The organism is Paraburkholderia sp. J67 (genome assembly GCF_905220265.1).
Lineage (GTDB): Bacteria > Pseudomonadota > Gammaproteobacteria > Burkholderiales > Burkholderiaceae > Paraburkholderia.
Map to the genome: position 1 here is coordinate 116,648 of NZ_CAJMZK010000015.1, position 14,848 is coordinate 131,495.

15 protein-coding genes are annotated in these 14,848 nt (G+C 64.9%); all 15 read right to left on the bottom strand.

The features are described 5' to 3' along the window. Positions 1–29 precede the first annotated feature (29 nt). The 15 genes from U5782_RS24810 to U5782_RS24880 all read right to left on the bottom strand — a co-directional run bounded on the left by U5782_RS24810 (position 30) and on the right by U5782_RS24880 (position 14,723). A complete protein-coding gene (locus U5782_RS24810; RefSeq protein ID WP_322046536.1) occupies positions 30–1,289 on the bottom strand; it encodes a cytochrome P450 in 1,260 nt (419 codons plus the stop codon). After that, positions 1,270–1,581: a hypothetical protein gene (locus tag U5782_RS24815; RefSeq protein ID WP_322046537.1), complete on the bottom strand. Its 312-nt coding sequence runs from the start codon at positions 1,579–1,581 to the stop codon at positions 1,270–1,272. Before U5782_RS24815 ends, U5782_RS24810 begins: the two co-directional genes overlap by 20 nt. 12 nt (positions 1,582–1,593) lie before the next feature. Further along, positions 1,594–2,064: a hemerythrin domain-containing protein gene (locus U5782_RS24820; RefSeq protein ID WP_322046538.1), complete on the bottom strand. Its 471-nt coding sequence runs from the start codon at positions 2,062–2,064 to the stop codon at positions 1,594–1,596. A 30-nt stretch (positions 2,065–2,094) separates the two neighbouring features. Next, positions 2,095–2,523, bottom strand: coding sequence for a nuclear transport factor 2 family protein (locus tag U5782_RS24825; RefSeq protein WP_322046539.1), 429 nt, complete (start codon positions 2,521–2,523; stop codon positions 2,095–2,097). Between the two features lie 79 nt (positions 2,524–2,602). Then, the gene (locus U5782_RS24830) at positions 2,603–3,673 is read right to left on the bottom strand and encodes a CaiB/BaiF CoA-transferase family protein (RefSeq protein ID WP_322046540.1); all 1,071 of its coding nucleotides are present in this window, start codon (positions 3,671–3,673) and stop codon (positions 2,603–2,605) included. Between the two features lie 4 nt (positions 3,674–3,677). Further along, the gene (locus U5782_RS24835; protein WP_322046541.1) at positions 3,678–4,850 is read right to left on the bottom strand and encodes an acyl-CoA dehydrogenase family protein; all 1,173 of its coding nucleotides are present in this window, start codon (positions 4,848–4,850) and stop codon (positions 3,678–3,680) included. 57 nt (positions 4,851–4,907) lie between these two features. Next, positions 4,908–5,690, bottom strand: coding sequence for a citryl-CoA lyase (locus tag U5782_RS24840; RefSeq protein WP_322046542.1), 783 nt, complete (start codon positions 5,688–5,690; stop codon positions 4,908–4,910). Further along, a complete protein-coding gene (locus tag U5782_RS24845) occupies positions 5,687–7,231 on the bottom strand; it encodes a class I adenylate-forming enzyme family protein (RefSeq protein WP_322046543.1) in 1,545 nt (514 codons plus the stop codon). The genes U5782_RS24840 and U5782_RS24845 overlap by 4 nt, the downstream gene beginning before the upstream one ends. A 40-nt stretch (positions 7,232–7,271) precedes the next feature. Next, positions 7,272–8,249 (bottom strand): PDR/VanB family oxidoreductase, encoded by a 978-nt coding sequence (locus U5782_RS24850; RefSeq protein WP_322046544.1) that lies wholly within the window; start codon positions 8,247–8,249, stop codon positions 7,272–7,274. Positions 8,250–8,266: 17 nt separating this feature from the next. Continuing rightward, a complete protein-coding gene (locus tag U5782_RS24855) occupies positions 8,267–8,917 on the bottom strand; it encodes a 4-carboxy-4-hydroxy-2-oxoadipate aldolase/oxaloacetate decarboxylase (RefSeq protein ID WP_322046545.1) in 651 nt (216 codons plus the stop codon). After that, entirely contained in the window at positions 8,914–9,612 is a 699-nt protein-coding gene (locus tag U5782_RS24860; protein WP_322046546.1) for an RraA family protein, read from the bottom strand. Before U5782_RS24860 ends, U5782_RS24855 begins: the two co-directional genes overlap by 4 nt. After that, positions 9,609–10,715 carry an amidohydrolase family protein gene (locus U5782_RS24865; RefSeq protein ID WP_322046547.1) on the bottom strand — a complete coding sequence of 369 codons (1,107 nt, stop codon included), beginning with the start codon at positions 10,713–10,715 and terminating at the stop codon, positions 9,609–9,611. The genes U5782_RS24860 and U5782_RS24865 overlap by 4 nt, the downstream gene beginning before the upstream one ends. 95 nt (positions 10,716–10,810) lie before the next feature. After that, complete coding sequence (locus tag U5782_RS24870; RefSeq protein WP_322046548.1) at positions 10,811–11,809, bottom strand: protocatechuate 3,4-dioxygenase; 999 nt, start codon at positions 11,807–11,809, stop codon at positions 10,811–10,813. A gap of 40 nt (positions 11,810–11,849) precedes the next feature. Then, the gene (locus U5782_RS24875; protein ID WP_322046549.1) at positions 11,850–13,193 is read right to left on the bottom strand and encodes a Rieske 2Fe-2S domain-containing protein; all 1,344 of its coding nucleotides are present in this window, start codon (positions 13,191–13,193) and stop codon (positions 11,850–11,852) included. Positions 13,194–13,412: 219 nt separating this feature from the next. Next, entirely contained in the window at positions 13,413–14,723 is a 1,311-nt protein-coding gene (locus tag U5782_RS24880) for a phosphotransferase family protein (protein ID WP_322046550.1), read from the bottom strand. Positions 14,724–14,848: the final 125 nt, after the last annotated feature.

Genomic DNA, 14,848 nt, shown 5'->3' on the forward strand with positions numbered 1-14,848 from the left:
TACGCGGCGGACAAGCCGCCGCGTAGCGATCACGCATCGCGCGCATGCAGCTTGATCTTGAGCGAATTGAGCCCCCGGAAGCTCGCAGTCGGCGCAAAATCGAGCGCATCGTCCAGCACGTCCACGTCGAAGCGTTTGAGGAAACGTGGAAAGAATTCGCCAAGCACCATCTTTGCCAGCATGAATCCGATGCAGTGGTGAACACCGGGCGCGAACGTCATGTTGTGGGTCTGTTGCCGGGTGACGTCCGTGGCCTGGGGATTGTTGAACACGGCAGGATCGCGATTTGCCGCTCCCTGGGCCAACATGACGACCTGCCCTTTCTTGATCTCATGTCCGTTCCAGTGGAAATCTTCACTGGCGATACGCCCCATCATCATCGACATCGCCACGCGGCGCTGCAACTCCATGACTGCATCAGGAACGCGAGCAGGATCACCGCGAAACGCCTGAGAAATGGCGCAATCCTTTCGAAGCAACGCCGTGCCCAACGCCATCGTGTTTGCGGTGGTGTCATGACCGGCGATCAGTGTGATGACGCAAATGCCGAACATCTCCTCCTTCGTGAGGGTGTCGCCACTCTCGCTTGCGCTCACCAACGCCGAAAGAAAATCGTCCGTCGGCATCTTGCGCCGCTTTTCAAGTTCAGGATCAAAGACATCGCGCATTTCCAGCAAGACGTCGTTAATTTCTTCCGCAACTTCGACCGGGATTCTGACGTTGCCTTGCTGATTGAGCGTGACGGCCCAATGATGGAGCTTTGAAATCAACGTATCCTGAAGGCCCAATTGCTTGAGGATCATGCGCGCAGGAATGACACGGGCAATCCGGCTCACGAAGTCGAACGGTTCATCGATTTTGCCCGCGTCATCCAGCGCCTCCTCGATATATTGGACGACGCTGGGGCGAATGGTTTCGACAACGGGCTTGCTGAACGCCCGCATCATCAAAAGACGTTGACGCTGATGTTCCGGTCCGTCTATGTTCAAGAGCCAGGATTTGACGGCCTCCATATAGAACGGAAACCGCTCGTAACGGACCTCCTCGGGAATGTGTGCTATCGGAATGTGCAGACGTACCGACGACAGCGGCAGTTTTCCCTTGAATCCTTCCACGACTTCCGCATGCCCGGTCACCAGCCACACCTGATTCTTCTCGCTCCAGTAGATCGGATCGACGGAACGCATGCGGTCGAGTTTGACCAGCAGATCGTCCCGCAGCGTGGCGACATCGAGCACAAAGTCAACATCCTCGCTTTGAATCTCACCCTCAATAATGGTCGCATTCATGTTTTGCATTCCATAGTAAATTGAGAATCTGGATACTCGATGCCTTATGGCCGCCCACCCGCATACCGAGCCGCGCGCCATCCTGCGGAAAGATCCACCACTTACCGTCCTGGTGCTGGAAGAACACGATTTCGACGCCGCGCGGCGCGCCGGGCGCGCGCACGCGAAGGCAGCGGCCATTACCGTGGCGCGAGCGCGCGAAGCTCAGCGTCTGCGAACCGCAACCGTCGCCAGCGGGTACTGGCAGCCACTTTTCGATCAGCATGCGCAGCGTGCAATCCTGGCCTGTCATGACTTGAGTCCTCTAACACTCGCCGCTGTGCGATCCGCGCCGGCTGATACTCTCGCGGCGGCGGAACACCAGCGGCACGCCTTGCGTCGCCTGCTTCACGAGCCATTGCGCCAGCGCGGCGTCGAGATAATCGGCATGGGCCGGAAACCAGTCGGCGAGCGCCCCGGCAAGCCGCCGGATTTCACCCGGCGATCCGCCCAGCCGCACACCGTCCATCACTTCGGCGACGGAGCGCATCACGGCATCGTGTTCGGAGATATGGCAGTCAGCGGCGGGAAATCCGCTCGCGTTCATCCAGTGCCGCTCCTGATCGAAATGATCGCGCGCGTGCACTTCGAAGCGCCGCAGATGAAACAGCAGGGCATCGTCGGCGCAAACCATCATCGCGTTCACGATCTCCACGAACTCCTCGTGGACTTCATCCATCTGCGTGTGGCCGAGCTTGAAATCGTCGTCCCACTCGAATGCTGCGGTTGCCTTCATCGCCCTGGTTCTCCGGATGTGTGCCGCCAATCAATCCGCCGCCAGCGCCGCACCGACCGGCGGGCGACTGCTGTAGGCCACCCAGCGCGTGAGCTTGCCGGCCTCGTCGAAGCTGCCGCAACCGACGTACGACGCCACGAGCGGGCCGTCCGCCGTTTCGCGCAATACCCCCTCCAGATAGCAGCGGCCATCGGCAACGGTGAATGCATGCAGTTCATGGACCCAGGTGCGGCTGCGCCGTTTGCTCTTGAGCATGTCGAGCAACTTCCCGCGCCCCTTTACTTCAGCGCGTGTGGTGTTCAGTTGCGGGTCGTAGGCGCCGTGCGAGTAGAAGGCGTCTTCGGTGAAGCAGTTCGCCACCGCGTCGAAGTCCGCGGCTTCGAGACCGCGCACGTATTGATCCACGGTACGGCGCACGGCCTTGTGGTCGTCGCCCGCGAAAATCACGTTCTCACTCATGTTTCCTCCTCGTTTTCCAGTTGAATGTCTCGCTGAACTTCTTTTGCGCCGCCGTGTCAGGTCTGCCGTGTAACGCCTGTCACTCGCCCACGCCGCCCGCCATCTTCACGGGAAACTTCACGTAGTGCAGTCCGTCCACCACGCCGAATAAACGCCGCGCCACTGCGTGGGGCGTGTGCGCAAGCGTCGCTGGCTCCACAACACGCGACACGGGCACATCCGCCAGCGTCAGCGTATCGACGATAGCCGCCGCCTTCATCTGCGCAAGCCGTGCCGAAAGCACCGCATTGATTTGCGCCGCCTGCGCCTTGCGCACCTTGAGCGATGCATGGTCGATGCCGGGAATATCGAGTCCGAGCGCGGTGACAAGACGCGCCCAGAACGCGTCTTCGAGCGCCCCTACCGCCACGTACTCGCCCGGGTCCGCAGTCTCGAACACCCCGTAGGCCGCCTTGCTGAAGACATCATTGCGCTGTGCTTCCAGAGTTTCGATGCCCGCTCGCTGAAAATGCCCGAGACGCGGATTCATCCAGTGCGTGAGGCAATCGGTAATCGCGACGTCAAGGTGCTGCCCCACCCCGCTCGTGCGCGCCTGCAAGAGCGCCGCGAGCGCGCTAGATAGTGCGTACATCGAACTGCAAAAGTCGCCAACAGGCACGCCTATCGCGTCGCGTGGCGGCTGGCCTAGTCCGCCGCTCAGGCTGATCATCCCCGCCGTCGCCATGTAGTTGACGTCGTGGCCGGGCGACTGCGCAAGCGGCCCGCTTTGCCCGTAGCCCGAGATCGACACGTAGACGAGACGCGCATTGCGCTGCGCGAGCGCCGCGTAGCCCAGCCCAAGCCGCTCCATCACGCCGGGCCGGAAGCCCTCGACCACAATGTCCGCCCGCGCAGCCAGGTCCCGCACGTCGCTCAGTTGAGCGGCGTCTTTCAGATCGACGAAACGCGAGTGCTTGCCATGATTGAGCACGGCGAAGCCGCCCGGCTGCATGCGCCGTGCGCCATCGCCATGCGGCGGGCGTTCGATCTTGAGCACGTCGGCGCCCATTTCTCGCAGGCATTGCGTCATGAACGGGCCAGGCGCCAGTTCACTGAAATCGAGCACACTCACGCCGCTCAGCGGTTTCTCGCCCAACGGTTGCTGGTTCATCGTGCTAACCCTTGCTGAAGAGATGCCGCCCGGCCATGTCGAGCAGGATCGATTCCGAGCCGCCACCGATCGCCATCACAAGCGTCTCGCGAAAAATCCGTTCGGTCTTCGTTCCTTCGATATACGAAGCACCGCCCAGCACATGCGCCGCATCGCGCGCAACGCGCTCCATCATCTGCGTCGCCTGTACCTTGAGTAGCGCGAGATCGGCGCCGCCCAGGCGGTTTTCCTTCGCGCGCCAGCCCGCGAGATCGACCAGCGCCTGGGTGGCGTCGATACGACGCTTCATATCGGCGAGCTTCGTGCGGATCACCTGATGATCGACCAGCCGCTTGCCGAAGGTCATGCGATCACGCGCCCAGTTCGCCGCCTCCTCCAGCGCCACGCGCGCAAACGCGCAGCAGTGATGCGCCGCATGCAGGCGTTCGAGATTGAGATTGGCCATGAGCTTCGCGAAGCCGCCGTTCTCGGGGCCGATGCGGTTCTCCACCGGCACCTCGACGTTATCGAAGTAGATCGACGCGGTGTCGTTGATGTGCCAGCCCATTTTCTTGAGGGGCGTTTGCGTGAAGCCCGGCGCATCGCGTTCGATGAGCAGCACGGAGAGGCCATCGAGCCCTTCGCCGCCGGTGCGCACGGCGACAACGTAGTAATCGGCGGTCATGCCGTGCGAGATATAGGTCTTCGAGCCGTTGACGACATAGCGCTCGCCCACGCGCCGCGCGCGTGTCGTGATGCGCGCAACGTCCGAGCCGCCCGAAGGTTCGGTGATACAGAACGCGAGCAACTTCTCGCCCGCGAGAATCTGCGGTACGACGCGCCGTTTCATTTCCTCGGGGCCCGCCGCGAGGATGATCGGCAGACCCGCCGCATGCGTGATGAGCGCCGTGGGAAAGCCGCCGTAGCCGGGGCGCGCGAGTTCCTCGGTCTGCACAAATTTGTGGAAGACATCCACGCCCTCCGAACTGCCGCCGTATTCCTCGGGAAAGCCCAGCCCCAGCAGCCCCGCCTGCGCGGCCTTGCGGATCACCGCGCGCGGCACCTCGTGCGCGCTTTCCCAGGCCTCGATGTCGTTCATGACCTCGCGCTCCACGAAGCGGCGCACGGACTGCGCGATCGCTTCGTGGGTTTCGTCGTAGAACGGCGAGTTCAATCGCCAGTCATCGAAATAGCTCATCATGTCTCCTTGTTGTTCGCGGCCCTTTTGTCGTGGCCTGCCTCGCGGCGAGCGCTTTCAATCCAGCGCGTTGCGCGGGTCCTGGCGCAGCACGAGATCCCAGAGCGCCGCGCCCACCGGTTGCGCCGCCTCTTCGAGCACATGGCCGACGAGGCCAGCGCAGCGGCCGATCAACGCCAGTCCGCGCGCCATCGCCGCGGGCAGCGCCATATCGGCCACCATCGCGCCGACCGCGCCAGCAGCGTTGATGGGCAATGCGCTACGACCGGGCCTGGCGCTCGCTTCGCTCAGGTGTTCGAGCGCGCGCCAATGCGCGCCGAAATAACCACTACGCTGCGAGACCTCGCGCAACGCGGGGATGCGGGGATCGCCATCCACATGGATGTTGTGGCCCAGACCATGAACGCTTTCACGTTGCGCGCGGCGCGTGAGCCACGCGCGTTGCGCGGCGTCCTGAAGCGCTGCGTCCGAAGCATTCACGCCCGCGCTCGCGACGATCTCCCGCAGCATCAGCGTGGCGTTCTCCATCGCGCCAAGGAACACGCTGCCCGCCCCGAGCAGCCCAGCCGCCACGGCAGCTTGCTGCGCCTCGGGCGCACCGAGATACGTGAGGCGCGCGGCCACTGCGCTGGGCGTAAGTCCGTGATCGGTCACGGTCACGAGAATCGCGTTGAGCATGTCGCGCTCGTTGCCCTCGCTCGTGCGGCCGAGAATCACGAGCATCAGCATGTCGATGAAGTCGATCTTGCCGATCAGTTCGTCGGCCAGATCGCGCCCGCGCACATAGATGCGCTCGCGCGTGCAATAGCCAATCTCCGTCGTGATCTTGCCCGCGCTCATGCCACGTCCTCCGCCGCGCCGTGACGGCTCTTGAGCAAAACCTTATCGACCTTGCCGACGGGATTGCGCGGCAGCGTCTCGTGAAAATGAATGCGCTTGGGCGTTTTAACCGCGCCTAGTTGCGCCTTCGCCCACGCCATCAGCGTGGCTTCGTCAGGCACACCTTCGAGTTCTGTCCCGCGCTGCGTGTCGCGCTTGAGTTGCACGGCGGCGGTCACGGCTTCGCCCCATTTATCGTCGGCCACGCCGAACACGGCCACGTCCTGCACGTGCGGATGACGCCCGAGCACGTCCTCCACATCGACGGGATAGACATTGAAGCCGCCCGTGATGATGACGTCGCGGCTGCGTCCGCGCAGAAACAGATAGCCGTCCTCGTCGAGATAGCCGAGGTCGCCCGTATGCAGCCAGCCATCCACGATGGTTTCAGCGGTTTTCTCGGGCATGTCGAGATAGCCGTTCATGATCATCTGCCCACGCACCACGATCTCGCCGGTCTCGCCCGCACCGAGCAACGCTCCGTTGGCGCCCATGATCGCGAAGTCGCTCAGCAACGAGGCGCGGCCCACCGAATGCACATAGCGGTCGTCGGCAAGATCGCGCCCGTTGAGGAACGCAACGATCTGCGGCGCTTCGGTCTGCCCGTACGTGACTTCCACCACGGGGCCAAAAAAGCGCTGTGCCGCGCGGATCTTTTCCACGGGCATAGGCGCGCCGCCATAGATCAGATGACGCAATGCCGGGAACGTGGCGTTCGTGTCCGCGCCCGCTTCCATCACCATGTAAAAGAGCGTGGGCGGCATGAAGACATTGCTGATGCCGCCTTGCGTGAGCGCGTCGAGCACCGTATGCGCGTTCGTTTCCGCGAGGATCACGTGTGCACCGCCCTTCGCGAGCACCGGCAGCAGGTAGGTGCCCGCGCCATGCGTGATCGGCGCGGCAAGCAGGTTGCGGTCGCCTTCGCCAAATCCATAGGCGTCGATCAGATTGAGCACAGTCGCGCGCCACGCGCGAATCGACTGCATCACGCCCTTGGGCACGCCGGTCGAGCCGCCGGTAAACTTGATCGCCTGGAGGTCCGTGTCGGCGCGCTCGACACGTGTGGGCGACTCGCCAGCATGGCGATCGATTAGCTCTGCGAATGTCTGCGGCGTGCCCTCGAACGCCTGGTCGAGCGCCACGCGTTGCGGCACGGCCCCAAGTGCAAGCGCCGCACCGTACTTCGCCGTCGCCAGCACGATCCCAGGCTGCGTGAACGCAACGATGCGGTCCAGTTCCGCGGGCGCGCTGCGCGGGTTCAGCGGAATCCATACCTTGCCCGCCGCGAGCACAGCAAGCAGCGCCACGACATGATCCCGCGTGTTACCCGCACAAATGCCCACACGGCTGCCGGGTTGCGGATCGAGTTGCTGCAAGCCGGCGGCCGCCGCGTTCACACGCGCCGCGAGTTCCGCATAGCTGAGCGTGCCTTCCGGCGCTTCGATGGCCACGCGTTCGCCAAAGTGCCGCGCCGCGCGAAAGAAAAAGTCGATGGGATACATGCGGTGTCCTCGCATCAAGAAAGCAATAGGTGGGCGCGTTTCAGAGATCGAGCACGAGGCAATCCGACTTGCAGCCCGAGCAGCAGATCATCATGGTCTTGTTCGCTGCACGTTCGCGCGCGCCGAGAATGCTGTCGCGGTGATCGGGCACGCCGCTGATCACGCGTGTCTCGCACGCGCCGCACACGCCCTCTTCGCACGACGAATCGGCCTCGATGCCGTGCTCGCGCAGCGCGCCCAGAATCGTCTGTCCGGTCTCCACGCGAAACTCCTGCCCCGAACGCGCGAGCCGCACGACGAAGCCGCCGTCCGCAGCCGCTTCCACGTTCGAGGAGAAGTATTCGAAGTGCACGCGCGCGGGTTCGATGGCTTCGGCGGCGGCGCGAAACGCCTGCAACATGCCCGACGGTCCGCAGCAATAGACGTGAGCGCGCGCGGGCAGTGCGGCGATCGTGGCGCGCAGGTCGAGCATCGCGCCGCCGGGCACTTCGTCGTAGTGGTGGCTCACGCGACCCTCGCCGGCCGCCGCGAGCATCTCGATCTCGTCGCCGAACGCGGCGCGCTCGGGCGTGCGCACGCAGTAGTGCAGATGCCACGCGCGGCCCAGCCGGTTAAGCCGCGCCATCATCGGCATGAAGGGCGTGATGCCGATGCCGCCCGCGATGAACACCGAGTGCGGCGCGCTGTCGTCGAGCACGAAGTTGTTGCGCGGCGCGCCGATCTTGACGACCTCGCCCACGCGCAGCGTCTCGTGCAGCCATGCCGAGCCGCCACGGCTGTTGGGATCGCGCTGCACCGTGAGCCGGTAGCGGTTCGCACTCGCATCGACATTCGAGAGCGAATAGCTGCGCGTCTGGCCGTTGCCCAGATGCACGTCGATGTGCGAGCCCGGCGTGAAATCCGGCAGCGGCGCGTCGGCGTGAAGATTGGCCGGCGCGAGGACGAAGGAGACGATATCGCGCGCTTCGAGTTGCATCGCGACGAGGCGCGCTTCGATCAAGGGGGGTTGCGTAGCCATGTGTGTTCTGGAACCGGTCAGTGCCAGCCGTAAATGTCCAAGGTCGATTCGCCCTGCTTGAGGCGCGCCATGATCTGTTGCTCGGCGTCCGCGCGTTGCTGCGCGGCATCGAGCGTGGCGTGCACCGTGCCGCGCTCGAGCACCACCACGCCGTCCGCGTCGCCCACCACGAGATCGCCTGCGTGCACGATCACGTCGCCGAACAGCACCGGGCGATTGATGAAACCGTGCGCGTCGAAGTCCTTGCCCGTGCCGCGTATGCACAAGCCGCGCGCGAACACGGGAAAGCCGACTTCGGCGAGCAATGCGCCGTCGCGCACGCAGCCGTCGATCACGAGGCCGCCGAGTTGGCGCGCGCGCGCCGCTGTCGACATCACTTCGCCCCAGTAGCCATGCTCGGTCGCGCCGCTCACGTGGACGACGAGCACATCGCCCGCTTGCGCCGCGTAGATCGCGCGATGCAGCCACAGGTTGTCGCCGCCCGGGCCGTGCACGGTGACGGCGGGCCCGGCAAGCTTGAAACCCGCCACGACCGGCTTGATGGCCGAAGGCAGCGCGCCGCGCTTGCCCGAAGCCTCGTGCAGCGTGGCCGTGTCGAAGGCGCGCGCGCGTTCCAGCAAGGCTGCATCGAGAAGCGCCGCTTCGCCTGATTGAAGTCGCTCGTTCATGCTTTCGTCTGCAACTGGTGGTAGTGGTGCGCGCGGCGCGCTTCGTCGAGCCGGCTGCCCGCACGGATCGCCGCGCGAATGCGGTCCTCGGCGCGCTCGATCTGCTCGGCGGTCTCGAGCACCTGGGCTTCGTGCTCGCGCGGAATCACAATCACGCCGTCGGCGTCGCCGCGCACGAGATCGCCTTGGGCCACCCGCACGCGGCCGATCTCCACCGGCACGCCCAGCGCCTCGACCTGCACGCGGTCCTTGCCCGTGCGCATCCAGTGCCCCCGGCTATAGACGGGATAACCGAGCTGGCGGCACAGCGCGACATCGCGGCAGATGCCGTCGATCAGCGTGCCGGCGATGCCGCGTCGATGCGCCAGTTCGGTCATGATGTCGCCCCAGACGGTCGCGTCCTCGCGCCCGCCGTTGTCGAGCACGATCACGCTGCCGGGCGGCACGTCGTCGAGAAAATCGCCGACCGTGCCCGCCGGCTTGCCCGCTGGGCCGTAGCGCACGGTGTACGCGCGTCCCGCCATGACGAAGCCGCCGTCGCGCGGGCTAATGCGCTCGCATTGCCCGGCGATGCCGAGCCGGTCGAGCGCGTCGCTCAGCGATGCCGTGTCGAGCGCCGCCGCGCGGGCGACATTGATGTCCGCTGGCGTTTGCTTTTCAGTCGTGCTGGTCTGTTCCGTCGTCGCTGTGTTCATGCGGCCTCCTCGTCCTCGTTCGGCAACGCATTCGCGAGGCGCGGGAACAGACGCCGTGCATTCGCTTCGTAGAGGCGATAACGGTCCTCGTCGTCGAGTCCTTCGATGCGGTCGATCGTGTACTTGAAGTCGTCCATCGGCCGCCCCGTCGCGAGATCGACCGAACTGCCGCTACCGGGACGCTCCGTGCCGAAGCAGCAGCGGTCGGTGCCGACCGTGTCGAGCAGCAATTCCAGCGAGCCCTTGTTGTGCACCGTGGTGTCGTACCAGAGACGGCGCAACTGATCGTCGAAGGTGGTGAGTTGCGCGGGGCGCGGCGGCACCGGCTTGCCCGCCCAGCCCGCAGCCTCGGCTTCCTTGAGCCAGGAGGCGATCTGCGGGTCGTGCGCGGCCTGCTCCATGAGCCAGTGCGAACGCCAGCGGCCAATCTGATACGGAATCGCCCCGCCGCCATGACTGATCATGAGCCGCAGTTCCGGATAGCGATCGAGCACGCCCGCATGCACGACCGAGGTGATCGCGAGGCTTTCCTCGGTCGCGAAGTGCTCGTCGTAGGTCTCGCGGCCGCAACACCCAGCGCTATGAATATGCGCCGGCAGATCGAGTTCGATGAGCTTTTCCCACAGCGGATACCAATACGGATCGCCCAGGCGCGGCGAGTCTCCGCGCCCTTCGTCTGGATCGGGATTGAGCAACACGCCGACGAAGCCCATCGCCACGCAGCGGTCGATCTCGTCGAACACGCACTCCACCGGCTGCCCCGCCACCTGCGGGAGCCCGGCCACGCCGCGAAAGCGCGTGGGATGCAGCTTCACGGTGCGCGCGATCACATCGTTCTGCAATTCCACCCACAGGCGTACGTCCGCCGCGCTGTGATGCGAATGCATCAACGAGAACGGGCGCGGCGAAATAAGCTGCATGTCGGTGCCCGCCTGATCCATGATGCCGATGCAGCGCGCGGCGCTTTTGACGATGTCCTCTTCGGGCAGATAACGCTGGATGTACCACTCCTTCGAATGCTGACCGTTGGACGACTGCAATATGGTTCGGATTGCGAATAATGATGGCGGGGTCAGCAAATGGGCATGAGCGTCGATGATCACGAACGTGTCTCCTGGTTGATGACTTCAGCGTGGCCGCGCAGGCCCGCGTCGGTCGTTATTCGTAATGGTCAAATCATGGGCAAATCACCGGCGCGTCACGGGCGCCAGACCGCGAAAGCGAGGCCGATGCCGGTGCCCGCAGGCGTGCGATAAACCGGGATGTACTCGGTCCACGCGTGCGCAAGTCCCTCCAGCGCGCCGCCTGCCATGACCCAGTTGAGAATCTCCGACGACCCCGAGCGCAACGCCGACACCGGCAGGCTGCGCAATACCTGCGCATCGTGCGCCGCGAGCGCGTCGAGCACACCGCGATCGAGCGGCTCGTCGGTCGCGAAGTGGCTCAGCCCACCCGAGGCCACGATGGCGATGCGCCGGTCGTCCGGGATCGCCTCGATGGCCTGGCGCAGCGCGCGTCCGGCTTCGTGACAGCGCCACGGCCGCATCACGTTGGGCGCGAAATAGGTGTTGAGCATGACCGGCACCATCGGCACCGTGCGCTCGCCCAGCAGGCGCGCCTGCACGAAGCCGAACGCATGTCCGAAGCCCGCTTCGAGCGGATCCTTGACCCGCGAGGCGGCGGCCACGTCCACGCCGCGCTCCAGCAGTCCGTCGATCAGTGCAAGCGCGTAGTCGGGCGCGCCCTCCAGCACATGGGCCTTGTCCTGGCTGTAGCCGCGCAAGGCCTGCTGATGCCAGGCGGGCAGATCGGCCACGGCTTCGCCATGTGGATGCATCACGATCTGCGCGCCGTAGAACACGGCCACCGCGGGCATATGTTCGTGCTTGAACAACTCGTCCTGATCGTCGCCGATCACGACGATCACGTCGGGCCGCGCGGCGGCGATTTCTTCGACGAGGCGATCGAGACTCGCCTGCGCGCGGCGCGATTGGGCCTCGAATTGCGCCAGCGTGGCCTGCGACGCATAGCGCTCGCCCGTCTCCTGCGCGAGTTGCGCGTAGCTCACCACGCGGCCGTCGCCTAACTGGATCGACGTGCGCTTGAGGTCGTCGCGCGCACGCTCGACCCACATCGACGGCGACATCGCCAGCAAGGGACTGTGCGACGTTCCCACGCCTAGCACGATGCGGCTCATGGCAGGCTCCGTTTCAGGTTAGTGATGGTCACGATGCGCGTCATTTCGCTTCGGCATCCGAAGTAAGCTGGACGCGCGCCTCCTCGCCAAAGACATCTATGAAGCGATCGAACTCGTCGATCTCCGTGATCTTGCTGATGGGCCGCACGCGAAAGGCCTCGGCTTCGCGCAGGAACGCGGGCTCGATGCCGTCCTGCAAGTCCTGCGCCATGGCGAGCAGGCTGCGCCGCGCGCTCACCACCGCTTTATCCGAACTCACAAGATGCTCACGCGTGCGGTCGAGAATGCCGGGGTCCTGCGCGCCGATCTTGCGCGAGTTCTCGGCGAGCGCACGGTCCTGGTCGTGGATGCCCCAGATGCCCGAGAAGTTCACGTTCTTCTGCCGCTCACGATCGAGTTCGTAGTCGTTTTCCTTGCTCGCGACCGGCAGGAAGGTGTCGATCACATAGCCGTCGGGCAACGCGAATGGAGCCGCATGCATGCGCGGCGGAAACAGCGCGCCGCTCGCATATTGCGCGAGTTCGGCTTCATTGAACGGGCGATCCAGACGGAAGCCGAAGGTGAACACGGTGACGTGATTGTCGTCGATGGGTGTCCACGCGCGGCCGCCGAACGAGGCGAACGGCCCCGGCGCATGCGGAATGAAGCTGAACATCGGCGCGACCCAGTGCGACTGGCGCCAGAAGAAGCGCCCGTCGTGATTGCGCCGCGCGCCGTAGGTGTAGCCCGAGCGCGTCTCGCGCAGCTCGAGCACGGGCGCCTGATCGCTCGACGTTTGCGAGCCTGCCATCTGCTGGTTCGACTGCGCGGTGTCGAAATCCTTGTGCAGCCAGCTGATGTGCGAGCTGTCGATTTCGCCTTCCAGACCTTGCAGCCAGTTGGTGCGTTGCAGCCAGCGCGCGCAATAGGCGTGGCCCTGCTGCGCGCTCGCGTAATCGAAGTGCGGGAACGGCGGCTCCGCCTGCGCGGGCCCCATGTAGATCCACACCACGCCATTGGCCTCGCGCGTGCGGTAAGCCGTGAGCTTCGCGCGGGCGCGGGCCTGGCAGCCATCGGGGCCCGGCACGTTCGGCACCTCGACACAGGCGCCGTCGGTCGCGTATTTCCAGCCGTGATACGGGCAGCGCAGCCCGCCCTCCTCGTTGCGCCCGAAAAAGAGCGGCGCGCCGCGATGCGCGCAATAGGCGTCGATGATGCCCGCCTCGCCCGACGTCTCGCGAAACGCCACGAGATCTTCGCCCAGGATACGCAAGCGTACCGGCGCACCGTCGGCCAGCAACTCGTCCGACATCACGGCCGGCAGCCAGAAGCGCCGGAACAGCTCTCCCATCGGCGTGCCCGCGCCAACGCGCGACAGCAGTTCGTTCGACTCTTTGTTCAGCATGCCTCGTCCTTATCGCCTGTTGCCTTCAACGGTTCAATGTCGCTTTGCATGACTGCGGAGGGATCGTTTTCGCGCGGGACTTCGTACTGCCCCGCCCTCCCTCGTCCTCGTGCTGCGCGCCGTCTTGTGTCTCCATGAGGACTTTATATAACGATATTTCGATGTCGTCAACGAAATGTCGTTGTTTATAACGTCGCCCATGCGCTAACGCTCAGACGCTCAAAGCGCCTCTAGCAGCGTGCGTGCGAGCTTCGCCTCGAAGCGCGAGAAACTATCGATGCCCGTCACTGCGAGGCCGATCTCGTCGACGTTGCCGCGCGTGAGACCGGAACGTACTTCGGCGCAAAGCGTGGCGCTGCGCAACTCCTTCCATACCGTGTAGGCCTGCAAACGTTCGGGCGCAATATGCTGGCCGCCGCACGCTTCGTAGTGCGCCACGAACTGCTCCCACGGCAACACCGACTCCACCGCATTGCGGCAATAGGCGAGATCCTCCGCCGGGTCGCCGACATGCGCGAACTCCCAGTCGAGCAGGCAGACAAGACGCTCGCCGTCGATCAGAAAGTTGTGCAACCCTGCGTCACCATGCACGACCGCGGTTGCGCCGGACAGCGCCGGCAGATGGCGGCGCACCCAGCGATAACCCGCGGCCATCGTGGGCGAGTCGGCCACTGTGGTGGCGCGCCAGCGCGCCTCGAAGTGGTCGACAGACTGTTCGGCCATGCGTGCGGGCGTGGGATGCTCACCCGGCGCCACCCGCTCGAGCGGCGCCGCATGAAGTTGCGCGAGACCCTGCGCATAGGCGAGCCCCACGGCGGGCGGACGCGGCGCGTTGCTGCCCCAGAGCGTGCCCGGCGGCTGCCCCGGCATTTCGCGCGTGACAATGAAGGGATGACCGAACACCGTGGGATCGGGCTCGAACCACAGCGGCGGCGGCACCGGCACGCCGGCCTGCGCGAGCCGCTCCAGCAAGGGGTATTCGTCGGCCACGCGCGTGGGATAGCGCGGCGAGTCCATACGGATCACGATGCCTTCCTGCGCGCCGTCCTCGAAGGCGAGCGTGACGATGATCGTGCGTTTCGAGCGCCCGCCAGCAATCTCGCGGATGCCGCTCACTTGCGCCTGCGCATGGCGACCGGACTGGCGCGCGAGCCACGCCTGCACCTGCGCGGCCGTCACGCGATCCACCGCCTGAGGTCTTGCCGAGGCGGCTTCCTCGCGGTAACGCGTCACGTGCCTTGCAATCGCATCTTCATACGCGATCAGCGCGTTGAGCGGCCCTGCGTCGATGCCGCCCGTTTCCTCTGCCGCGCCGTGGTCATTCGCTTGCGGCGCATGGCCGTTGGGCGTGTCGCCCCGCGCGTCGTTCGCGATCTGCTGCCGCGCGATCAGGCGCATCAGCAGCAGGTCGGCCAGCCGCCAGGTTTCCTTGCCCAGCGAACTCTGGATCTCGGGCGCAACATGTGTGCGCAGGTCGTTGCGCAAGGACGTCAGACACGTCGACAGCATCTTCCCGTGGTCGTCTTTCATTTCGTCTCCTAAGTATTTTCCCCAGTCTTTCGCGGCCCGTGCGATGTTACTTCCAAATCTCCGATAACATCGCCATGTCGAATAATATATCGACGTATCGTAATCACAACTCCGGCATAACGCCT